Raw genomic sequence first — 21,401 nt, 5'->3', positions numbered from 1 at the left:
TACCGGCTCCTGGTATGCCTGCCGACGATGCCTGCCGGACGCATGGCGGGTTGCATAATGATACTGGCGCTGACATCGGAACCCGGCTAATCCACTGCCTGCATATAGCGAGATGTCAGGACAATGGCCGATACGATCCAGGAAGTGCTGCAAGCCTTTGCGAAGGGCGAACTCGTCGTCGTCACCGACGATGACGATCGGGAAGGCGAGGGCGATCTGATCGTCGCGGCGTCGTTCTGCACGGCGGAAAAGATGGCCTTCATCATCCGCCACACCTCCGGCATCGTCTGCGCGCCGATCACCACCGAGGACGCCCGCCGGCTGCGGCTCGACCCGATGGTGGCGCACAACGAGTCCAATCACACCACCGCCTTCACCGTCTCGATCGACTACAAGCCCGATGGCGGCACCGGCATCTCGGCCGAGGAGCGCGCCTCCTGCTGCCGTGCGCTCGCCAATCCCAATGCCGGCGCCAATGATTTCGCCCGCCCCGGCCACATCTTCCCGCTGATCGCGCGCGACGGCGGCGTGCTGCTGCGCTCCGGCCACACCGAGGCGGCGGTCGACCTGTGCCGGCTGTCGGGCCTGCCGCCGGTGGGCGTCATCAGCGAGCTGATGAACGACGATGGAACCGTGATGAAGGGCGAGCAGGTCGCGAAGTTCGCCGCCCGCCACAAGCTCAAGCATGTCACGATCGCCGATATGATCGCCTATCGCCAGGCGCGCGAGAAGCTGATCGAGCGGGTCGCGACCTTCACTACCGAAAGCCCGATCGGTCCGCTGCAGGGCTACGCCTATCGCTCGCCGTTCGACGAGATCATGCATGCCGCCTTCGTCTATAACGGCATCGGCGACGGCCGGGACGTGCTGACGCGGCTGCACAAGCCCAACATCGTCAAGGACCTGTTCACCGGCCCGGCACGCATGGAAGCCGTATTGCGGCATTTCAAGGATGCCGGCCGCGGCGTGCTGGTATATCTGCGCGACGGTGCCGCCGGTGTTCCGGTCCAGCCGGTGAGCGAGCAGAAGTCGGCGGAGGCCGACCGCAACAAGCAATGGCGCGAGGTCGGCGTCGGCGCGCAGATCCTGCGCGATCTCGGCATTAGCTCGATCCGGCACCTGACCTCGTCGGTGCACGACTACAAGGGCCTGTCCGGTTTCGGCATCGAGATCGTGTCGAACGAGAAGTTCGACGTCTGACGCGGGCCATTCCGGGCGCGATGCGCGCATCGCCCCCGGGATGCATGCGCCCAATTCAATTGCGCTTCGCAGCATAGCGCTTTAATTTATCCGCCAAATTCCGAGTGACGATACGAAAGGATATTTCATGAGCGTGCGCCCCCAGGCCAAGGACAAGCCGGCTGCCGCCAGCTTCCAGTGGGATGATCCGTTCCTGCTCGACGACCAGCTCACCGAAGACGAACGCCTGATCCGCGACACGGCGCGGGCCTATGCGCAGGACAAGCTGCTGCCGCGGGTCACCAAGGCCTATCTGGAAGAGAAGACCGACCGCGAGATCTTCAACGAGATGGGTGAGCTCGGCCTGATCGGCGTGACGCTGCCCGAGGAATATGGCTGCGCCAATGCGAGCTACGTGGCCTATGGCCTGGTGGCGCGCGAGATCGAACGCGTCGATAGCGGCTATCGCTCGATGAATTCGGTGCAGACCTCGCTGGTGATGTATCCGATCTACGCCTATGGCGACGAAAACCAGCGCAAGAAATATCTCCCCAAGCTTGCGACCGGAGAATGGGTCGGCTGCTTCGGCCTGACCGAGCCGGACGCCGGTTCCGATCCCGGCGGCATGAAGACCCGCGCCGAGAAGGTGGCCGACGGCTACAAGCTGAACGGCGCCAAGATGTGGATCTCGAATGCGCCGATCGCCGACGTGTTCGTGGTGTGGGCCAAGTCGGCCGCGCATGACAACCAGATCCGCGGCTTCATCCTCGAGAAGGGCATGAAGGGCCTGTCGGCGCCGAAGGTCGGCGGCAAGCTCAGCTTGCGCGCCTCGATCACGGGCGAGATCGTGATGGACAATGTGGTGGTGCCGGAAAGCGCACTGCTGCCCAACGTCTCCGGCCTCAAGGGCCCGTTCGGCTGCCTCAACCGCGCTCGCTACGGCATCTCCTGGGGTGCGCTCGGCGCCGCCGAGGACTGTATGCACCGCGCGCGGCAGTACACCCTCGACCGCAAGCAGTTTGGTCGCCCGCTCGCCGCCACCCAGCTGGTGCAGAAGAAGCTCGCCGACATGGAGACCGAGATCGCGCTCGGCCTGCAGGCCTCGTTGCGCGTCGGCCGCCTGATGGACGAAGGCAAGATGGCGCCGGAGATGATCTCGATCGTCAAGCGCAACAATTGCGGCAAGTCGCTCGACATTGCCCGCATGGCGCGCGACATGCACGGCGGCAACGGCATCCAGATCGAATATCACGTGATGCGCCACGCCGCGAACCTCGAGACGGTCAACACCTATGAGGGCACGCACGACGTTCACGCGCTGATCCTCGGCCGCGCGATCACCGGCATCCAGGCGTTCTCGTAAATCCCGGAGGCGTCATCCTGAGGTGCGCGCCCCTTCGGCGCGCCTCGAAGGATGACGCGAGGTGGTGCCCGACATCTTTCGAGGCTCGCAAGAGCTCGCACCCCCGAGTGAGCGCGGAGCGCTCATCCGGGGATGACGGCTCACAAGGAATCGGATCCCATGGCCGACAACGACGACATCCCGTTCAACCGCGACTTTCCGCTGAAGCCCGGCGTGGTCGAACAGGTCCGCCCCGGCGTGCGCCGCGTCCTCTGCAACAATCCGAGCCCGTTCACCTTCACCGGCACGGTCAGCTACATCGTGGGCGAGGGCAAGGTCGCGATCATCGATCCCGGTCCCGATGACGAGGCGCATGCGAAGGCGCTGCTCGATGCGGTCAAGGGCGAGACCGTGACCCACATCCTGGTCACCCATACCCATCGCGACCATTCGCCGAACACGCCGCGGATCAAGGCCGCGACCGGCGCGCCAGTCTATGCCGAAGGCCCGCACCGCGCCTCGCGGCCGCGCTTCGAGAGCGAGAAGCACAATCCGGAATCCGGCGCCGACCGCGATTTCCGGCCCGATATCGAGGTCAAGCACGGCGACGTCATCGAGGGAAGTGGCTTCGCGCTGGAAGCCGTCGCCACCCCGGGGCACACTGCCAACCATCTGGCGTTCGCCTGGACCGAGCGCAGCATCAATTTCGTCGGCGACCATGTGATGGGCTGGTCGACCTCGATCGTGGCGCCGCCCGACGGTTCGATGATCGACTACATGGCCTCACTGGAGCGGCTGGAGCAGCGGCCCGAGCAGCTCTATTTCTCCGGCCACGGCCCGGAGATTCCGGAAGGCCCGCGCTATGTGCGCTTCCTGGCGCGGCATCGCCGGGCTCGCGAGGCCTCGATCCTGCATCGGCTGGCTAAGGGCGAGGCCGACATCCCGACCATGGTACGGGCGATCTATATCGGGCTCGACCCGCGCCTCGCCAATGCCGCCGGCTATTCGGTGCTGGCGCATCTGGAGGACCTCGTCGCACGCGGTGTCGTGGCGACCGACGGCGATCCGGTGATCGGTGGCACGTACCGGATGGCTTAGCCACCGCCATCCATTCGTCATTCCGGGGCTCGCGAAGCGACAGCCCGGAATCCATCGGGCCGCAAGCTCAGAGACGAAATGGATTCCGGGCTCGCGCTTCGCGCGCCCCGGAATGACGGGAGAGGTTACTTCTTCACCGTCTTCGCCGGGGGTGCCTTTGGCGCGACCGGAGCTGCCTTCTTGGCCGGCTTGGAATTATCGTTCTCGGCGGCGGTGTTGAGGTCCTCGATCAGCTTCTTGACCCGCGCGGCGTTGCTGCCGAGATCGGTGTCGAAATAGCGCGACGCCGAACGGATATCGACGCGCGAATCCTCGTCGTCGGGGGTGACCCGGATCGACACGTCCTCGCGGAAACCCATGATCGGCGTGCGCGCCACCGCCTCGATGCGGCCGATCCGGCGTGGCGGCTGCGGCGCGCGGGCGTCGATCACCAGCCATTTGCGGCGGTTCACCAGCCGCAAGGTCAGCTCATAGGCGCGGTCGACCGGGATCTCGAGCTCGACGGTTTCGATATCGGGCCAGGCCGCACGCTGCTTCTCGGCCGAATACAGACCGGCATAGGCGGCCGGGTTGGTGCCTTCCCCGGTGCGCAGCCGTGCCAGCGCCTCGAATTTCGGCGGATCGATCGCGTCGGTGGTGACGTCGTAGATCCGCGGCAGCTTGCGGTACTGGTAGATGAGGTAGGCCGGGTAGGCGAGGATCGCGGCGTCGATCACGAGCGCCAACAGGATCCGGCCCATGCCGCGGGTGCCGTTCTGCCAGATCGCGGCGAAGGCGGCGAGCCCAAGCAGGATCGACAGGCCGGCGAGCCCAAGCGCGCCGAAGAAGGTCGCCAGCGCCGGTTTGACCTCCAGGAACCCGAAGCGGACGATCAGGATCGAGACCACCACCGCAACGACGGAGAAGATGGCGAGGTTGCGCGACCAGGTGGCGAGACCGGACACGGGCTCCTGCTGGTAGGGAGCGGAAAACCTGCGCGCCATCGTCGAAAAATCTGCCGGTTGCTGTCCCCGGCGACCTCAGCCGCCGCCAATCATCGTGTGAGACCACGGACCTGCGGCGAATTCAAGGGATTTGGGTGGGGTATAGGTCGTAGCCCGGATGGAGCGAAGCGAAATCCGGGGTCGGTCTTTCCGTCGCCGAACCCGGATTACGCTTCGCTCCATCCGGGCTACGGTTTCTCGTGTTGCGTCACGCCGCGGCGGTCGGGAAAGTGTAGTCCTTGAACTGGTCGCGCAGCGCGGTCTTCAGGATCTTGCCGGTCGCGGTGTGGGGAATGCCGTCGACGAAGGCGACGTCGTCGGGCATCCACCATTTGGCGATCTTGCCGTCCATGAACTTCAGGATGTCCTCGCGGGTGGCGCTCTCGCCCTGCTTGAGTTGCACGATCAAGAGCGGCCGCTCATCCCATTTGGGGTGATGGACGCCGATCACGGCGGCTTCGGCCACTGCCGGGTGGCCGACCGCGAGGTTCTCGAGATCGATCGAGGAGATCCATTCGCCGCCGGACTTGATCACGTCCTTGGAGCGGTCGGTGATCCGCATGTAGCCGTGCTCGTCCATCGTCGAGACGTCGCCGGTGTCGAAAAATCCGGCATCGTCGAGGATGTTGCTGTCGACCCGGAAATAGGCCTTGGCGATCGCGGGGCCGGAGACCTTGAGACGGCCGAAAGTCTTGCCGTCCCACGGCAGGTCCTTGCCGGCATCGTCGGTGATCTTCATCTCGACGCCGAACGGCGGATAGCCCTGGGTCTGCAGGATGTCGAGACGCTCTTCGCCGGTGCGTTCGGTGAACGGCGGCTTCAACGTCGCCAGCGTGCCGAGCGGGCTCATCTCGGTCATGCCCCAGGCGTGGCGGACCTGGCTGCCCATGTCGAGGAACGCCTTGATCATCGAGCGCGGCATCGCCGAGCCGCCGCAGATCACCATCTGCAGATCCGGCAGCTTGACGTTGTTGGCGGCCATGTATTGCAGCAGCATCAGCCACACCGTCGGGACACCCGCGGTATGGGTGACTTTCTCGGTCGACAGCAACTCGTACACCGAGGCGCCGTCGAGCTTCGGGCCCGGCATCACCAGCTTGGTGCCCATCGAGGGCGCGGAGAACGCGATGCCCCAGCTGTTGGCATGGAACAAGGGCACCACCGGAAGCATTGTGTCCGAGGCGGAGGTGCCGAGCGCGTCCTTCGAGTTGGCCATCAGCGCGTGCAACACGTTGGACCGGTGGGAATACAGGACACCCTTGGGATCGCCCGTCGTGCCGGACGTGTAGCACATCGCCGCCGCGGTATTCTCGTCGAAGGTCTTCCATTCGAACTTGCCGTCGGATGCCGCGATCCAGTCCTCATAGGCGACCGCGTTCTTCAGCGTGGTCTGCGGCATGTGGGCCTTGTCGGTCAGCACCACGTAGCGCTCGACGCTCGGCAGCTGGCTTGCGATCTTCTCCAGCACCGGAACGAAGGTGAGGTCGGTGATGACGATGCGGTCCTGGGCGTGGTTGACGATCCAGGCGATCTGTTCCGGAAACAGGCGTGGATTGACCGTATGGCAGATCGCGCCGATCCCCATGATGCCGTACCAGACCTCGAGGTGGCGCCAGGTGTTCCAGGCGATGGTGGCGACACGGTCGCCGAGCTTGATGCCGTCGCGCTCCAGGCTTTGCGAGACCTTCAGTGCGCGGGCATGGATTTCGGCGTAGGTGGTGCGATGAATGGGGCCTTCGACCGACCGGGTCACGACTTCCTGCGTGCCGTGATATTTGGCGGCGTGCTCAATAATCTTGTGGCACAGCAGGGGCCAGTCTTGCATCAAGCCAAGCATACGCAAATCCCTCCTCGATCCTCACGCATGATCTGCCGGCATCTTGGACGGCCGGCAGTAAAATCATGGAACTGACATGAACTGTAGCGCGGAGAAAGCAAGCCGAAAATGGCCTGATGGTGCGTTTCGTCGCGGGGCCGCGGCAATGGTTACCGCTGCCGCCGCGTTGCTTTGCCTTGGCATGCAAGCGGGGCCGGCTGAGGCCGCCCGCGGCGCGCCGAGCTTTCCATGGGACGATTTGTTCGGCGTCCGGCCGCACCGGGCGCACAAGGCGGTTCGCCGTTCGGCGGTGCCGCTGCCGAGGCCGCGCCCTGCCGAGGCGCCTGCGGCGGAAGAGCCGGCAGCAGAACAGGCGCCCCCCGCTGCCGAGCCTGCGCCGCCCGCGGCCGAGACGCAGCCTCCGGCGGTTGCCAGGCCTGCCGAAACGGCCAAGCCGGCCGAAGTCGCAAAACCGGCCGAGCCGCCCAGGCCGCAGCTGTCGGCCTGCCGGCAGGCGCTCACCGAGGAGATCGCGATCGCGCCGAGCATTCCGGATATCCACGGCGCCGGCGGCTGCGGCGGCGAGGACCTGGTGCGGCTCGAGGCCATCGTGCTGCCGGACAGACGCAAGGTCGCGGTCAAGCCCGCCGCGATCCTTCGCTGCAAGATGGCGGCTGCGGTCGTGGATTGGGTCCGCGCCGATATCGCGCCGCTGGCGCAGAGCCTCGGCGGCGGGATCAGCAATCTCGACAATCTCGATTCGTTCGAGTGCCGCGGCCGCAATCGCGTCGCCGGCGCGCAGCTCTCCGAGCACGGCCGCGCCAATGCGCTCGACGTGCGCGCCTTCGGTCTCGCCAACGGCAAGTCGATCTCGCTGACCGATCGCAGCGTGCCGCGCGATCTGCGCGAGACCGTGCTGCATTCGGTCTGCGCCCGCTTCTCCACCGTGCTCGGGCCGGGCTCGGACTGGTACCACGAGGACCACATCCATCTCGACCTGATCGAGCGTCGCGGCAATTACCGGATCTGCCAGTGGAACGTGTACGACCCGCTGCCGCATGTCGCACCGCTGTTGCCCGCCGAGCGCCCCGAAGAGGCGCCGCCGCGCGAGGTCGCCGCGAAATCCGACGGGGGCAAGACTGACGCGTCCAGGCCGGACGCATCCAAGGCTGACCACGGCAAGGTTGATGCCGGCAGCAAGCAGGATGCGACGAAATCAGATGATGCGGCCGCGCCCGACGCCGCGGTCGAGAGCAAGCCGCAGCCAACAAAAAAGCGCCGGCAAAGCCGGCGCCTTTGATCGCGATTGCGATGTGATCAGTGCGATGTGATCAGTGCGATGTGATCAGTAGGTGATGTTGGCGCCGCCCTGCAGGGCCATCTGCGGCTTGTAGGGCGAGTCGCCGTGCTTCGGCTCCAGCACCACGACGATGGTGCCGAGCTTGACGCGGTTATAGAGGTCGATGACATCCTCGTTGGTCATGCGGATGCAGCCCGAGGAGATCGACGAGCCGATATATTCCGGCTGGTTGGTGCCGTGGATGCGGAACAGGGTGTCCTTGCCGCCCGAGTAGAGATACATCGCGCGCGAGCCCATCGGATTGTCCGGGCCCGGAGCCACGAAGGTCGGAACGCCGAGGCGCGAGATTTCGCCGGGGGTCGGGTGCCAGGCCGGCCATTCGGTCATGCTGCCGACCTTGGCGATGCCTGACCAGGCCATGGCTTCTTCGCCGACGGTGATGCCGTAGCGGATCGCCTTGCCGTCGTTCAGCACGTAGTAGAGGTAATGGTTGTCGGAGTCGACCACGATGGAGCCGGCTGCTTCCTTGCGGTGATACTCGACGATCGCGCGGCGGAACGGTTCGGCGACCGGGGTCTTGACGTAGGTGGTCTTGGCCAGGAGTTCCTTGTCACGCGGCTTGAAGGCAGCGGTATTGGTTGCCTCGTAGGTCGTGGCTTGCATGCAGCCCGACAACATCAGGCCCGCGGCCAGGATCCCGAAGGTAACTTTGAGCGACGACATGATTACATTCCAATCGAAAATCCGCGCCCGAAAGCGCCAACAAAACGCCCCAAACGCCACGATTCCATGAGGGGCATTATCGCTGAAACCCGCCGTTCTTCCCAGACTTTAGATGGCTTTCCCGCATCGCGGGACGTGATCTGTGGCTTTTTTGCCGCAACTGTTCTGGCGTGGGTCGGTTTTTTGTGCAAACAGGCAACGGTCGTCGAGTCGGTGCTCCGTCGCCGCCACCCGGCTGCCACAAATATGGACGCCCGGTTAATGCCCCGGTCATGAAGCGCCCGCCAGAATCGCGCTAAGTCGGCGGGTCCTGCGAGTCCTGTTCCTACAAGTCCCTGTTTCCTGCCCTGTATCCCGGAGTTCGTGATGCTGTCGGTGTTCGTTCCCTCCGATTTCTCCCTCAAGAAGGCCGCCGCGACAGACCTCGGCGCGCTGCCTGAGGGCGCGGTCTGGGTCGATCTGGTGAACCCGACCGTGGAGGAGGACCGGGCCGTCGAGAAGCTCGCGGGGATCGCGGTCCCGACCCGGGAAGACATGCAGGAGATCGAGATCTCCAGCCGGCTCTATATCGAGAACAGCGCGCGCTACATGACCGCGACGCTGATGTGCCAATCCGACACCGATATGCCGCGCACCACGGCGGTCACCTTCATCCTGACCAGCCATCGGCTGGTCACGGTGCGCTACGACCTGCCGAAACCGTTTGCGCTGGTCGAGAACAAGCTGGCCCGCGCCTGCTCCCCCGGGATCACCGGCGAACAGGTGCTGATGGAATTGCTGGACGCGGTGATCGACCGTTGTGCCGACCTGCTGGAGCGCTGCGGGGCCGACATCGACCAGGTCTCCCACGACATCTTCGAGCCGGAGAGCGAGCGGCACGGCCACGCCAAGCAATATTCGCAAATCCTGATCGCGATCGGCCGCAAGGGCGACCTGACCTCGAAGGTCCGCGAAAGCCTGGTGTCGATCGGACGCCTCGTCACCTTCCTCTCGGCGATCGTGGAAGGGGTGAAATGGTCCAAGGACATGCGCGAGCAGCTCAAGACCATGCAGCGTGACGTCGCCTCACTGACCGACCACGCCTCCTATCTCTCCAGCAAGATCACGTTCGTGCTCGACGCCATGCTCGGTGTGGTCAATTTGGAACAGAACAACATCATCAAGCTGTTCTCGGTGATGGCGGTGGTGCTGATGCCGCCGACGCTGATCGCCTCGATCTACGGCATGAATTTCAAGATCATGCCGGAACTCGAATGGACGCACGGCTATCCGTTCGCGCTGGTGCTGATGCTGATTGCGGCGATTGTTCCGTACTGGATTTTCAAGTGGAAGAAGTGGCTGTAGCGCTGTTCCAGCGTCGCGTTTTGGGACGCGCTTTTCTGCCTTATTTCCTCTCCTAAAATTTGAGTGTTGCGCTGAACGTTTGGGCGAAACTTGTCTGCGATAACGCCCGCCTCGAAGCCGGAGGACAGCAATGGTTGAGAAGATCATAACGCCACGGCGTAACGTCATCGACTTTGCGCGCTATCAACAGGACCGCGCAGCAGGCAAGGTGCAGGCGATCTCGCCGAGACTTTGCCGTTACTGTGACGCGGCGCTGCTTGATGGCGAGGACGAAGACGAATGCTCCAGCGCGCTGAACGACGTCGCGCTGCGGCAGCCCGAGAAGAAGTCGCGTCGGTTTTACGCAGACTAGAGGCCGAAGCCTCGGAGGCAGAAGCCTCGTTTGCGTTGTTGCGCCTGCAAGTGAAGCAATCCCAATGTGACGGCCGCGGCGGCGGCCGGGATCGCCTCCAAACTTCCTTCCCCGAAATGACGGCTCATCCCAAGCTCAGACGTGCTGACCACCGTTAATGTGGATTTCCGCACCGTTCACGTAAGAGCTGGTCTCCGTACAGAGAACGTAAATGATCTTGGCGACTTCGTCCGGGGTGCCGAGACGATGCATCGGGATTTGCTGGTCGACGATCTTCTCGGTGCCCGGCGACAGGATCGAGGTGTCGATCTCGCCCGGCGCGATCGAATTGACGCGAACGCCGACGCGGCCGAAGTCCGACGCCATCTCGCGCGTCAGCGCCGCAAGCGCGGCCTTTGACGTCGCGTAGGCCGCGCCGGCAAACGGATGCACGCGCGAGCCGGCGATCGAGGTGACGTTCACCACCGCGCCCTTGGCGTGCTTCAGCTCCTCGATCAGCCCGCGTGCGATCATGACCGGTGCGAAGAAGTTGACGTGGAAAACGTGGGTCCAGGTCTCGATGTCGGTATCCATGGTGCCGAGCCGGCCACCGTCGGGCGCTTTCGGCGAGATCGCGGCATTGTTGACCAGCGCGTGCAATTCGTCGTTGTCCAGCCGCTGCCGGATCTCGGAGATCGCACGCACCGTGTCGTCATGGCTGCCGAGATCGACCTCGATGTGGTCTTCCGGTCCGGCGCCCCACGGGCACACCTCGGGAAACGCATGCCGCGACAGGGTGATGACGCGCCAGCCGGCGGACGAGAACCGGATCGCGGTGGCATGGCCGATGCCGCGGCTCGCGCCGGTCAGGAGCAGCGTGCGCCGCGGCGCATTGGATGGGCGGGTCATCGACGGTTTCTCTCGTTTTCGCCGCGCGCGGCGGCGTGCCGGGCATCGACGTCTCGGAACGATTGCAGATCAAGACTGTCGATGGCCGGGGCGATCTTACACGAAGACACGCTTCGTGCTTTCGCCCTTCCATGACGGTCGCGATTTTTCAGGGATAGAGCCGCACCTTCGACCAGGCGCTGCCGGCGCCGTCGCGGCGGAATTCAATGCGGTCGTGCAGACGGTACGGGCGGTCGTGCCAGAACTCGAACCGCTGCGGCGTGATCCGCCAGCCGCTCCAGCCCGGCGGCCGCGGCACCTCGCCGATGACGTATTTCGCGCCGGCCTTGGCAATCGCCTGCTCGAACGCGAAGCGGCTCTCCAGGGGCTGCGACTGCTTGCTGGCCCAGGCGCCGATCTGCGCCTGTTTCGGCCGCGTGGCGAAATAGGCGTCGGCCTCGGCATCGGCGACCGGCGTCACCGGCCCGCGGATGCGCACCTGGCGGCGCAGCGATTTCCAGTGGAACAGTAAAGCGGCCTTGGGATTTGCGGCCAATTCGCGGCCCTTGGCGCTGGCAATGTGGCTGTAGAACACGAAGCCGTCGGCATCGAAGCCCTTCATCAGCACCATCCGCACGTCGGGCAGTCCGTCGGCATCGACGGTCGCGAGCGCCATCGCGTTCGGATCGTTCGGCTCGGACTTGATCGCCTCCGCAAACCATTCCCCGAACAGGGCGAACGGCTCCTCCGCCGCAGTGAAATCACCCGATGTTAACGGTGTCGGGTGTTTGATGGAGGTCGTGTCGGTCATGTCAGGAGTCCCGATTTGCATCTGCCCGCGTCCGAGAACGCGTTACTGGCCCTATATAGGGCATGGCAGCGCGTTGGCCTATCGGCGATCCGTCCCGCGGGCGCGGTGGCGACATTGATCCTGGTCGGTGTCGGCGCCAGCGGCTGCAGCCTGTCGCGCACCGATGCCTTCGCCAGGATGGACGACAAGGATGTGACGGGCTCGATCAGCCCGACCCTGGTCAACGCGGCGATGCCGACCGAGAGCGATCTGGCCTTCGCGCGCAACGCCGCCTCCGACGTGCTGACCAAGGGCGACAAGGATTCCAGCCAGCCCTGGGAAAACCCTCAAACCGGCGCGCGCGGCTCGGTGACGCCGCTGGCTCAGGCCTATTCGGGCGAGGACGGCAAGACGTGCCGGGATTTCCTCGCCAGCTATGTCAATGGCGCCACCGAAAGCTGGCTGCAGGGCGCCGCCTGCAAGGCTGGACAGGGACGCTGGGAAATCCATAGTTTGAAGCCGTGGAGAAAGTCCTGAGAGTTCCGGCTGATACCGGTCCTGGACTAGTTGCAAAAATGCCACTGAGCCCCCACATCAAGGCAAAGTGGGCCCGGATGGGTTCCCGGCCAGAACCGATTTTCCCGTGAAGGAGACGTGACGGATGCGCGACCCCTATGAGGTCTTGGGGGTGCAGCGGAGCGCCAGCGCTGCGACGATCAAGAGCGCCTATCGCAAGCTCGCCAAGAAGCATCACCCTGACAACAACAGCAACGACCCGAAGGCGGCGGCCCGCTTTGCCGAGATCAACACCGCCAACGAGATCGTCGGCGATGAGGACAAGCGCAAGCAGTTCGACCGCGGCGAGATCGATGCCGACGGCAAGCCGCGCTTCCAGGGGTTCCCTGGCGGTGGTGCCGGCGGCCGTGCCGGTCCGGGCGGGTTCGAGTACAACTTTCGCTCCGGGCCCGGCGGCGGCACGGGCGGCGGCAGCTTCGAGGACATCCTCAACAGCATGTTCGGCAATGCCGCGCGTGGCGGCGGCGCCCGTGCGGGCCGGGCCAGTCCGTTCGAATTCGAAGGCGGCGGGGTCGGCGTCGACCTCGATCTGTCGGTCGCCATGACGGTGTCGCTGGAGGAGGCGGTCAGGGGCGGCGACAAGCGCGTCCGGCTGCCGACCGGCCGCGAACTCAACGTCAAGATTCCGCCCGGCGTCACCGCGGGCCAGCAGATCCGGTTGAAGGGGCAGGGCGACACCGCGCAGGGCCATCCGCCCGGCGACCTCCTGATCACGATATCGATCGCCCCGCATCCGTTCTTCAAGATCGAGGGCAACGATCTCAGGATCGACCTGCCGATTACCCTCTACGAGGCGGTGCTGGGCGGCAAGGTCCGGGTGCCGACGCTCGGCAGCGCAGTCGAACTGTCGATCCCGAAGAACACCTCGAGCGGCCGCACCTTCCGTCTCAAGGGCAAGGGGCTGTCGAAGGCGGGCGCCGTCGGCGACCTCTATGTCACGACCCGCATCATCCTTCCCGACGGGAACGATGCCGAGCTCGAGGCATTGATGCAGACGTGGCGGGAGCGAAATCCCTACAATCCGCGCAGCGATCTCGGCTGACCGCCGGGAGCGTGTCCCAGAAGACGCGAAGACGCGAAACTGCACCTACCCCGGACTCTATCGGGGTAGACGCGGGTATTGCGGGCGCGTCAAAAGATTACCAGCCGCCCGAGGTCCGTGTCTGCGGCGTGCAGACCGGATGGCGGAAAAGAGTGCGGCCTCGAGAGGGGGACCAGCGCGGTACACAAAACCCCAATCGAGGCCGCGTGCGCCGATCGGCGGATCGGGCGCAGATCATCTTCGCGTGAGCATCCGGTACGACAATGAGACGCGTCCATGACGCGAATCGAAATTTTCAATGTCGGAATTGGGACGCCGGGTGAGGCTGGATTCACTTGCTCGAAACGGCACGATTTCCCGCCGTGATCTCCCGTAGAATTACGGGAGATCAGCCGCCGCTCTTCTCCATCTGATCGTAGACGGATTGCGCGACCTGGGTCAGCCGGCTGCGGTCGGTCCCGCCGCTGACCACATAGGCGACGCCGCGATCGGCCCAGAACAGCGCGCCGTCGCTGCCCTGCACGGCATAACGCATCTGGGTCGCCTCGGTCTTGGCCTTGGCGGTGTAGACCGTGAAGCGCTCGCCGGACGTGCTCTCATACATCAGGAACGACGCCGGCCCGCTCGGCCCCGGCAGCAGGCGGCCGCCGACCAGTTTCAGCCCGCTGAGCTCCGGCGCGCGGACGTCCCAGCCGCAGCGCTTGGTCAGCCATTGCTGCAGATGGTCGCGCTCGCTGCCCGGCACCTCGACGGGGTGGCGGACCTCGACCACGTAGAGCCGGTGCGCATCCAGCGCATCGAGCGTGAAGCTCTGGAAGGTCGACGGTGTCGCCGAGGCGCCGCGCGCGATCCAGCCGACGCCGCCGCCGGCGATAAAGGCTGCGAGCGTTGCCGCCACCGCGCCATAGACCCAGCGGCGCGGCTGGCGCACCAGCCGCTCGAGCTCGAGCCGCTTCGGCACCGCCTCGTCCAACACGGTGTCGTAGCGCGCATGCAGCGTCTCGGCCATCGCGCGCCATGATTGCACCCGCGCCGCGTCGTCAGGATGCGTGGCGAGCCACGCCTCGACATCGCCGCGGCGTTCGGCCGGCAGCTCGTTGTCGACGTAGGCGTGCAGCTCGTCTTCGGTGACGGGGATGTTCGGGTCGGTCATATCAGTCGTCTCTGCCAAATCTTGTTCGAAAATCGCTCATCGGTAACGCCTGTCATCGTGCACATTATCATTTCACCCGCCGCAGCGCCGGGCGCTGGCCCTCGATCGAGGCCCGCACATGCGCGCGCGCGCGGGCGAGGCGGGACATCACCGTGCCGATCGGAACGCCCTGGATGTCGGCGACCTCGCGGTAGCTCATGCCCTCCAGCATCACGAGCAGCAGCACCGAGCGTTGCTCCTCGACCAGCGTCGACAGCGCGCGCTCGATGTCGCGCCCCTCGGCCTCGGTGCCGCTGGCGTCGGCATTGTTGTCGAGCAGCGGCATGAAGGCCGGCCGCCGCGCCAGCGAACGCCTGCGGTTCTTGTTCAGATTGGTCAGGATCGTATAGAGCCAGCTCCTGACGTCGCCGCCGAGGAACAGCCGTTCCGAGCGCAGCGCGCGCACCAGCGTGTCCTGCACCAGATCGTCGGCGATATCGCTGTCACGCACCAGCGCGCGCGCATAGCGGCGGAGCGCCGGGATCATGGCTTCGACACTTTGGCGAAACGCGGTCATGCATCCAGTCTTCGATGGTCGCGGCAATCGCCGCCTCTCCAGCATAACACCCTAATGGCGTGGCTATTCCGGTTGCGCCGAGCTGCGTGCATACCGCCTCGGCTGCGGCCGATTTGGGCTTGTCGCCAGCCGAAGCGCTGGTGTACCTCCGAGCCGAAAAAATTCGAAGCGTGGAAACCTTAGGTGAGGCGCCCGACAGCTCGCTCAGCAAGGACCAGCCGTTACGGGAATGCCGGTGCCAACGATCTACTACATCCGCCACGGCGAAACCTCGTGGAACGCCGAAGGCCGGCTCCAGGGCGTGCAGGACATCGCCCTCAACGAGCGCGGCCGCGCCCAGGCGGCACATGCCGGGCGCATCCTTGCCGATCTGCTGACGCGCGACGGCCGTGACAAGACGACGCTGCCTTTCGTCGCAAGCCCGCTGATCCGGGCGCGCGCGACCATGGAGCTGGTGCGGGCCGAGCTCGGCCTGCCGCCGGGCGGCTACGCCCTCGACGCGCGGCTGCGCGAGATCGGCTACGGCACATGGGAAGGCTCGACGCTGGCAGAGGCGCAGGCCGCCGACCCCGCCGTGTACGCCCGCCGCCTGGCCGAGAAGTGGCAGGTCGCGCCGGAGGGCGGCGAGAGCTATGTCGACGTGCAGGCGCGGATGACCGACTGGTACGGTTCGGTGACCTCGGACACGGTCGCGGTTGCCCATGGCGGCACCGCGCGGGCGTTGATGGTGGCGCTCGGCTTCGAGACCCCGGCCTCGGCCGCCGATCTCACGATCGAGCAGGGCGCGGTCTACGTGTTCGGCGCGGCAGGCCTGCGGAAATATAGTTAAGGGCGCCCCGCCAGCCGCGTCCTTGGGGTCATGAAACCCGTTTGACGCTGCCGACCCTGCGCGTTACGACACGCCATGTCCTTCAACACTTTCGGCCATATGTTCCGCGTCACGACCTTCGGCGAGAGCCATGGGGTCGCGATCGGCTGCGTGATAGACGGCTGCCCGCCGCTGATCCCTCTGACCGTGGAGGAGATCCAGCACGACCTCGACCGTCGCCGGCCCGGCCAGTCGCGCTTCACCACCCAGCGCCAGGAGCCGGATGCGGTGAAGATCCTGTCCGGCGTGATGGCGCATCCGGAGAGCGGCGTGCAGGTCACCACCGGCACCCCGATCGCGCTGTTGATCGAGAACACCGACCAGCGCTCGAAGGACTATTCCGAGATCAAGGACAAGTTTCGCCCCGGCCACGCCGACTTCACCTATGAAGCGAAATACGGCCTGCGCGACTATCGCGGCGGCGGACGCTCCTCGGCGCGGGAGACCGCGACCCGCGTCGCGGCCGGTGCGATCGCACGCAAGGTGCTGCCCGAGGTGAAGGTGCGCGGCGCACTGGTGCAGATGGGTCCGCACAAGATCGACCGCGAGAAGTGGGATTGGGACGAGGTCGCCAACAACCCGTTCTTCTGTCCCGACAAGGACAAGGCGGCGTTCTTCGAAAGCTATCTCGACGGCATCCGGAAGAGCGGCTCCTCGATCGGCGCCGTCATCGAGGTCGTCGCCGAGGGCGTGCCGGCCGGGCTCGGCGCGCCGATTTACGCAAAACTCGACAGCGATCTGGCTTCGGCGATGATGAGCATCAACGCGGTCAAAGGCGTCGAGATCGGTGCCGGCTTCGGCGCCGCAGAGCTCACCGGCGAAGAGAACGCCGACGAGATGCGGACCGGCAACAACGGCACGCGCTTCCTGTCCAACCATGCCGGCGGCGTGCTCGGCGGCATCTCGACCGGCCAGCCGGTGGTGGTGCGGTTTGCGGTCAAGCCGACCTCCTCGATCCTGACCACGCGCCGGACCGTCGACCGCAAGGGCGCCGACACCGACATCCTGACCAAGGGTCGCCACGACCCCTGCGTCGGCATCCGGGCGGTGCCGGTGGGCGAGGCCATGATGGCCTGCGTTTTGGCCGATCATTTTCTGCGCGACCGCGGGCAGACCGGGCGCTGATCCCCTATATAGTGATCACCGGATCGGGTGCTCACCTGGGGATTGCCATGAACGCGTCGGAGCTTCGGGACATCATCGCATGGATGATCGGCGGCGCGCGGTCGGCACCGACCCCGGCGCAGATGATGGCGGAATGCTGCGAACGCCTGGTCAGGGCCGGCCTGCCGTTGTGGCGCATCGGCGTGTTCGTGCGCACGCTGCATCCCGAGATCTACGGCCGCCATTTCATCTGGAAGCCGGGCGCCGAGGTCGACACCGGCAGCGTCGATCACAACATCCTGGACGCTCCGGAATTTGCCGTCAGCCCGCTGGCGATCGTGCTCAAGCAGGGCGTTGAGGTGCGCGCGCGGCTCGACGACCCCGCCAGCAAGCGCTTTCCCATTGTCGTTGACCTGCAGGCCGAGGGCGTCACCGACTACATCGCGGTGCCGCTGATCAACACCGATGGCCCCCCGAACGCCTCGAGCTGGACCACCAAGCAGCCGGGCGGCTTCACTGACGAGCAGCTCGACGCGATCCGCTCGATCACCGTTCCGCTGTCGCGCTATATCGAGATCGTGACGTTGCGCCGTACCGCGTCGCTGCTGCTTGACACCTACGTCGGCAACCGGGCCGGCGAGCGCATCATGGGCGGCCAGATCCGGCGCGGCCATGCCGACACGATGGACGCCGCGATCTGGCTGTCCGACCTGCGCGGCTTCACCGCGCTGTCGGACCGCCTGCCGTCCGAGACGGTGGTGGAGATCCTCAACCTGTATTTCGACTGCCAGGTCACCGCGATCCGCGACCATGGCGGCGAGGTCCTCAAATTCATGGGCGACGGCCTGCTCGCGGTATTCCCGGTCGACGAATATCTCGGTGACGAGGTGCAGGTCTGCACGCGGGTGCTGGAGGCAGCGCGCGCATCCCGCGCCGGCGTGGACGCGCTGCAATTTGCCAATGGCGATGCGGTCGAGCGCTTTCGTTTCGGCCTCGCGCTGCATCTCGGGCGTGTGCTGTACGGCAATATCGGCGGCGGCAACCGGCTCGACTTCACCTGCATCGGTCCGGCGGTCAACCTCGCCGCGCGGCTCGAGAAGATCGCCGGCCGTCTCGGCCGCACCGTCGTGGCCTCTGAGCGCTTCGCCGGCATCAGCGACGGCGGCTGGAGCGATCTCGGCGAGTTTCCGATCGCGGGCTTTGCCAAGGCCGAGCGGGTCTATGGCCTGTTCGACGAGGCACCGGTCGCTGCCGCCAGCTAGCGATTGCGCGCGGTGACTGATACGGACGCGCAGCACCGCAAGGGGATCGCGCTGGTCGTTGCCGCCGCCGCGGCCTGGAGCACGGCGCCGTTCTTCACCCGGCTGCTGCACTTCGATTCCTGGACCATCCTGTTCTGGCGCGGGCTGTTCGGTGGTGGCGCGATCGCGCTGTTCCTGGTCGTCACGCAGGGCCGGGGCGGCGTACGCGACCTCGTCGCGCTTGCGGGCGTCGCCATCACGGTCAGCGGCGCGGAGGGTATCACGGATTACAGGGGCATCGGCCTTGCCTGCGTGATGGTGCTGGCGATCTCGCTGATGACGGTGGTGATCCGGCGGCACAAGGGCACGCCGATGATCGCCGCCGCCGCGCTCTCGAACTTTCTCGGCAGCGCCGTCAGCCTGCCATTGGGGCTGGGCATCGGCGCGGTCACCGGCGCCGATCTCGGTGTGCTCGCGATGTTTGGCGCCTGTCAGGTCGGCCTCGGCCTCACCCTGTTCACGGTCGGCTCCCGATTGCTGCCGTCCGCACAGGCCTCGCTGATCGCGACCCTCGAAACGCCGCTGATGCCGTTCTGGGTGTGGCTGGCCTTCGCCGAGGTGCCGTCGCTGCGCGCCCTGATCGGCGGCGCGCTGGTGATGGGCGCGGTCGTTGCCGACATCGTGGTCAGCCAGCGGAATGGGCCGGCGCGGCGGTGACGCCCGCTATTCTTCCGGCTCGGTGGTGAACAGCAGCGGATAGCCCTTGGCGCGACCGGCGTCGGTGGCGCGCGTCGCCTTGGTCTCGGCGACGTCCCGCGTGAAGACCGCGACCACGCAGACGCCGCGTTGATGCGCGGTCAGCATCACCTTGTAGGCCTGGTCGTCGGTCATGCGGAATTCGCCCTTCAGCACCGTGACGACGAATTCGCGCGGCGTGTAGTCGTCGTTGACCAGGATCACCTTGTGCAGGCGTGGCCGCTCGACCTTGGTCTTCGTCCTGGTTTTCGGCTTGACGACGCTATCGGGCATTGCAGTCCCTCGGCACTCCCTCGCGATTGCCCCGTAAGAATACCGTCTTCCGGCGCGCCTTGGAACCGGTCGATTTGCACGGCGTCATTGCGGCAACGGCACGGCGCGTGCTGCCGCATTCGCGGCAAGTGAGTCCAGTCTGTGGGCGTCTAACCGGCAGGCGTCTAACCTGAATGTGAAGGACAGATGATATCTGCGCTTTTCGGCGCCTGATTTGCGTGTCACCATGACACCATACGACGGGAGGGCCGCAATGCGCTGGTATGTCTCGATCGGAGCGGTGCTTGTCGCGGGCATGTTGGCCAGCGGCGATGTGGCCGGTGTTGCCGCGCCCGGCCCGGGAACTCAGCCCGGCCATCGCGTTGCCGAGAAGGAATCCTCACCGAGCGTCGACATCGAGTTGATCATCGCGGTCGACGTTTCCTATTCGATGGACATGGACGAGCTTGCGATCCAGCGCGAGGGCTATGCGCAGGCGATCGTTTCCAAGGATTTCCTGCAGGCGCTGAAGGCCGGTCCGAACGGCAAGATCTCGATCACCTATTTCGAATGGGCCGCATCCAACGACCAGAAGGTGATCATTCCCTGGCGGGTGATCGACGGCCCTGAATCGGCGGACGCGGTCTCCGCCGAAATCATGAAGACGCCGGTGCGCCGCGCCTCGCGCACCTCGATCTCGGGTGCGATCTACTTCGCGATCCCGATGTTCGACGAGAACCCGCATCGCGGCCTGCGCCGCGTGATCGATATCTCCGGCGACGGGCCCAACAACAACGGCACGCCGATCACGCCGGCACGCGACGCGGCGCTCGACAAGGGCATCGTCATCAACGGCCTGCCGATCATGGTGAAGGAGCCGTCCTACTCGACGATGGATATCGAAAATCTCGACTACTATTACGAGGACTGCGTGATCGGCGGACCGGGCTCCTTCGTGGTGACGATCAAGGATCGCGAGAAGTTCAAGGAGGCGATCCGCACCAAGCTGCTGCTCGAGGTCGCCGGCCGCACCCCCGAGCGCCCGGTCGTACGGACCGCCGACAAGGAGCCGCGGGTCAGTTGCACGATCGGCGAGAAGATCTGGCAGGACCGCTGGGGACGGTAGCAGCCTTGCGGGGTGGGGTTAGCGAAGCGTAACCCACCATTCGCTCCGCGGAGGCGCGGCGGGTTGCGCTTCGCTAATCCGCCCTACAAATCTTCTGAACGTCGCTATCGAGTTCGCGCAAGGTCTGCATCGCGGTTGCATGTTGCCCGGCGCCGATCTGCCGCCACACCTCGGCGACACGCGTGGCGAGGTCGCGAACCGTCATGGGAAAATTCCCGGCCTGCGCCAGCGCTCCCTTTTCGTTGATCAGGTACTGTCCATTCAGTGCGAACAGCACCTGCGCGAGACAGGCCAGCGCGCGATAGGCGCAGCCGGCGATCTGCGTGCTGTCGCCGCGCGGCAGGGCGAGCTCGGCATTCTCGATCGCAAACAGGATTTCCCATCGGAAGCGCCGGAGCAGGGCTTCGCGCAACGCGGGCGGGTAGGGTGCGGTCTTCGCCTTCAGTGCCGCGATCAGTCCGTCGGGATCGTGCAGGGGACGGCACAGCGCGATCTCACCCATCCAGATCGCCGAGCAGAAGCCGTGCGGATGCCCTGGCTGGTAGTGCATGCTGATCTCGCCGTTCCGGCAGGCGCCGACGATATCGGTGACCTCATCGATACTGCGGTAGAGCAGGTCGACCTTGCGGCCGCCGATCGCAAGCCAGGCGCCGCCGACGATCCACGGGCCCATTCGCCGACCGGTGTCACATGGGCGGCAGCGGGATCATCGACCAGACCCGTCACGGCCGCGCGCAGCCGATCGACGTCCAGCGCGGCGTGATCCCGATAGTAAAGGCCGAGATCGGTGTCGGAGCCGTCATGCGCCGTGCCGCGCGCCCGCGAGCCGCCGAGCACGATGGCGGCGACGCCAGGAACGGCGGCGAGAACGGGAATGATGCGAGCGAGCAACGGATCGTGGGACATGATGCGCAGATTATAGCGAGGCCTCTG

The 21,401-nt window shown here is 65.6% G+C and carries 23 protein-coding genes; 13 read left to right on the top strand and 10 right to left on the bottom strand.

What is annotated here, in order from left to right:
- The first annotated feature begins 123 nt into the window (after positions 1-123).
- The 3 genes from ribB to BRSPCE3_RS15520 all read left to right on the top strand — a co-directional run bounded on the left by ribB (position 124) and on the right by BRSPCE3_RS15520 (position 3,619).
- A complete protein-coding gene (ribB, locus tag BRSPCE3_RS15530; RefSeq protein ID WP_244066722.1) occupies positions 124-1,200 on the top strand; it encodes a 3,4-dihydroxy-2-butanone-4-phosphate synthase in 1,077 nt (358 codons plus the stop codon).
- A gap of 127 nt (positions 1,201-1,327) precedes the next feature.
- Positions 1,328-2,542: an acyl-CoA dehydrogenase gene (locus BRSPCE3_RS15525; RefSeq protein ID WP_244066721.1), complete on the top strand. Its 1,215-nt coding sequence runs from the start codon at positions 1,328-1,330 to the stop codon at positions 2,540-2,542.
- Positions 2,543-2,701: 159 nt separating this feature from the next.
- Entirely contained in the window at positions 2,702-3,619 is a 918-nt protein-coding gene (locus BRSPCE3_RS15520) for an MBL fold metallo-hydrolase (RefSeq protein WP_244066720.1), read from the top strand.
- Positions 3,620-3,744: 125 nt separating this feature from the next.
- Here the strand turns inward: BRSPCE3_RS15520 and BRSPCE3_RS15515 are convergent, their stop codons facing one another.
- Both BRSPCE3_RS15515 and BRSPCE3_RS15510 read right to left on the bottom strand, forming a co-directional pair.
- On the bottom strand, positions 3,745-4,602 hold the full coding sequence (locus BRSPCE3_RS15515) for a DUF1499 domain-containing protein (protein ID WP_244066719.1): 858 nt from the start codon (positions 4,600-4,602) through the stop codon (positions 3,745-3,747).
- Positions 4,603-4,810: 208 nt separating this feature from the next.
- A complete protein-coding gene (locus BRSPCE3_RS15510) occupies positions 4,811-6,439 on the bottom strand; it encodes a fatty-acid--CoA ligase (protein WP_244066718.1) in 1,629 nt (542 codons plus the stop codon).
- A gap of 76 nt (positions 6,440-6,515) precedes the next feature.
- Between BRSPCE3_RS15510 and BRSPCE3_RS15505 the strand changes: the two genes are divergently transcribed.
- Positions 6,516-7,718, top strand: coding sequence for an extensin family protein (locus BRSPCE3_RS15505; RefSeq protein ID WP_375709915.1), 1,203 nt, complete (start codon positions 6,516-6,518; stop codon positions 7,716-7,718).
- A 45-nt stretch (positions 7,719-7,763) separates the two neighbouring features.
- Here the strand turns inward: BRSPCE3_RS15505 and BRSPCE3_RS15500 are convergent, their stop codons facing one another.
- The gene (locus BRSPCE3_RS15500; protein WP_244066717.1) at positions 7,764-8,441 is read right to left on the bottom strand and encodes a L,D-transpeptidase; all 678 of its coding nucleotides are present in this window, start codon (positions 8,439-8,441) and stop codon (positions 7,764-7,766) included.
- Positions 8,442-8,807: 366 nt separating this feature from the next.
- Between BRSPCE3_RS15500 and BRSPCE3_RS15495 the strand changes: the two genes are divergently transcribed.
- Positions 8,808-9,785: a magnesium transporter CorA family protein gene (locus BRSPCE3_RS15495; protein WP_244066716.1), complete on the top strand. Its 978-nt coding sequence runs from the start codon at positions 8,808-8,810 to the stop codon at positions 9,783-9,785.
- Positions 9,786-9,915: 130 nt separating this feature from the next.
- Entirely contained in the window at positions 9,916-10,137 is a 222-nt protein-coding gene (locus BRSPCE3_RS15490) for a hypothetical protein (RefSeq protein ID WP_163156661.1), read from the top strand.
- 135 nt (positions 10,138-10,272) lie between these two features.
- On the opposite strand, the gene BRSPCE3_RS15485 is transcribed toward BRSPCE3_RS15490, so the two are convergent.
- Together BRSPCE3_RS15485 and pdxH are read right to left on the bottom strand one after the other, a co-directional pair.
- Positions 10,273-11,025, bottom strand: a complete 753-nt coding sequence (locus BRSPCE3_RS15485) for an SDR family NAD(P)-dependent oxidoreductase (RefSeq protein WP_244066715.1) — start codon at positions 11,023-11,025, stop codon at positions 10,273-10,275.
- Positions 11,026-11,173: 148 nt separating this feature from the next.
- A complete protein-coding gene (gene pdxH / locus BRSPCE3_RS15480) occupies positions 11,174-11,815 on the bottom strand; it encodes a pyridoxamine 5'-phosphate oxidase (protein ID WP_244066714.1) in 642 nt (213 codons plus the stop codon).
- Between the two features lie 15 nt (positions 11,816-11,830).
- Between pdxH and BRSPCE3_RS15475 the strand changes: the two genes are divergently transcribed.
- Together BRSPCE3_RS15475 and BRSPCE3_RS15470 are read left to right on the top strand one after the other, a co-directional pair.
- Positions 11,831-12,331, top strand: coding sequence for an RT0821/Lpp0805 family surface protein (locus BRSPCE3_RS15475; protein WP_244066713.1), 501 nt, complete (start codon positions 11,831-11,833; stop codon positions 12,329-12,331).
- A 124-nt stretch (positions 12,332-12,455) separates the two neighbouring features.
- Positions 12,456-13,412: a DnaJ C-terminal domain-containing protein gene (locus BRSPCE3_RS15470; protein ID WP_244066712.1), complete on the top strand. Its 957-nt coding sequence runs from the start codon at positions 12,456-12,458 to the stop codon at positions 13,410-13,412.
- A 388-nt stretch (positions 13,413-13,800) separates the two neighbouring features.
- Here BRSPCE3_RS15470 and BRSPCE3_RS15465 read toward each other — a convergent pair whose 3' ends face one another.
- Together BRSPCE3_RS15465 and BRSPCE3_RS15460 are read right to left on the bottom strand one after the other, a co-directional pair.
- The gene (locus tag BRSPCE3_RS15465; protein WP_244066711.1) at positions 13,801-14,565 is read right to left on the bottom strand and encodes an anti-sigma factor; all 765 of its coding nucleotides are present in this window, start codon (positions 14,563-14,565) and stop codon (positions 13,801-13,803) included.
- A 67-nt stretch (positions 14,566-14,632) separates the two neighbouring features.
- Positions 14,633-15,121: a sigma-70 family RNA polymerase sigma factor gene (locus tag BRSPCE3_RS15460; RefSeq protein WP_092124724.1), complete on the bottom strand. Its 489-nt coding sequence runs from the start codon at positions 15,119-15,121 to the stop codon at positions 14,633-14,635.
- 229 nt (positions 15,122-15,350) lie between these two features.
- Between BRSPCE3_RS15460 and BRSPCE3_RS15455 the strand changes: the two genes are divergently transcribed.
- The 4 genes from BRSPCE3_RS15455 (at position 15,351) to BRSPCE3_RS15440 (ending at position 19,051) form a co-directional block, all read left to right on the top strand.
- On the top strand, positions 15,351-15,950 hold the full coding sequence (locus BRSPCE3_RS15455) for a histidine phosphatase family protein (protein WP_244066710.1): 600 nt from the start codon (positions 15,351-15,353) through the stop codon (positions 15,948-15,950).
- A 75-nt stretch (positions 15,951-16,025) separates the two neighbouring features.
- Complete coding sequence (gene aroC / locus BRSPCE3_RS15450; RefSeq protein ID WP_244066709.1) at positions 16,026-17,114, top strand: chorismate synthase; 1,089 nt, start codon at positions 16,026-16,028, stop codon at positions 17,112-17,114.
- A 47-nt stretch (positions 17,115-17,161) separates the two neighbouring features.
- Positions 17,162-18,355: an adenylate/guanylate cyclase domain-containing protein gene (locus tag BRSPCE3_RS15445; protein WP_244066708.1), complete on the top strand. Its 1,194-nt coding sequence runs from the start codon at positions 17,162-17,164 to the stop codon at positions 18,353-18,355.
- Between the two features lie 12 nt (positions 18,356-18,367).
- Entirely contained in the window at positions 18,368-19,051 is a 684-nt protein-coding gene (locus BRSPCE3_RS15440) for an EamA family transporter (RefSeq protein ID WP_244066707.1), read from the top strand.
- 6 nt (positions 19,052-19,057) lie between these two features.
- Here BRSPCE3_RS15440 and clpS read toward each other — a convergent pair whose 3' ends face one another.
- Positions 19,058-19,363 carry an ATP-dependent Clp protease adapter ClpS gene (gene clpS / locus BRSPCE3_RS15435; protein WP_024580653.1) on the bottom strand — a complete coding sequence of 102 codons (306 nt, stop codon included), beginning with the start codon at positions 19,361-19,363 and terminating at the stop codon, positions 19,058-19,060.
- Positions 19,364-19,616: 253 nt separating this feature from the next.
- On the opposite strand from clpS, the gene BRSPCE3_RS15430 reads away from it, so the two are divergent.
- The gene (locus BRSPCE3_RS15430; protein WP_244066706.1) at positions 19,617-20,468 is read left to right on the top strand and encodes a DUF1194 domain-containing protein; all 852 of its coding nucleotides are present in this window, start codon (positions 19,617-19,619) and stop codon (positions 20,466-20,468) included.
- Positions 20,469-20,541: 73 nt separating this feature from the next.
- Here the strand turns inward: BRSPCE3_RS15430 and BRSPCE3_RS15425 are convergent, their stop codons facing one another.
- Both BRSPCE3_RS15425 and BRSPCE3_RS15420 read right to left on the bottom strand, forming a co-directional pair.
- Entirely contained in the window at positions 20,542-20,970 is a 429-nt protein-coding gene (locus BRSPCE3_RS15425) for a hypothetical protein (protein ID WP_244067249.1), read from the bottom strand.
- Complete coding sequence (locus BRSPCE3_RS15420; RefSeq protein WP_244066705.1) at positions 20,922-21,374, bottom strand: nucleotidyltransferase domain-containing protein; 453 nt, start codon at positions 21,372-21,374, stop codon at positions 20,922-20,924. Before BRSPCE3_RS15420 ends, BRSPCE3_RS15425 begins: the two co-directional genes overlap by 49 nt.
- Positions 21,375-21,401 lie beyond the last annotated feature (27 nt).

This window comes from Bradyrhizobium sp. Ce-3, from assembly GCF_022835695.1.
GTDB lineage: Bacteria > Pseudomonadota > Alphaproteobacteria > Rhizobiales > Xanthobacteraceae > Bradyrhizobium.
The sequence above is the reverse complement of the archived record's forward strand: the minus strand, read 5'-3'. Positions and strand labels throughout refer to the sequence as shown.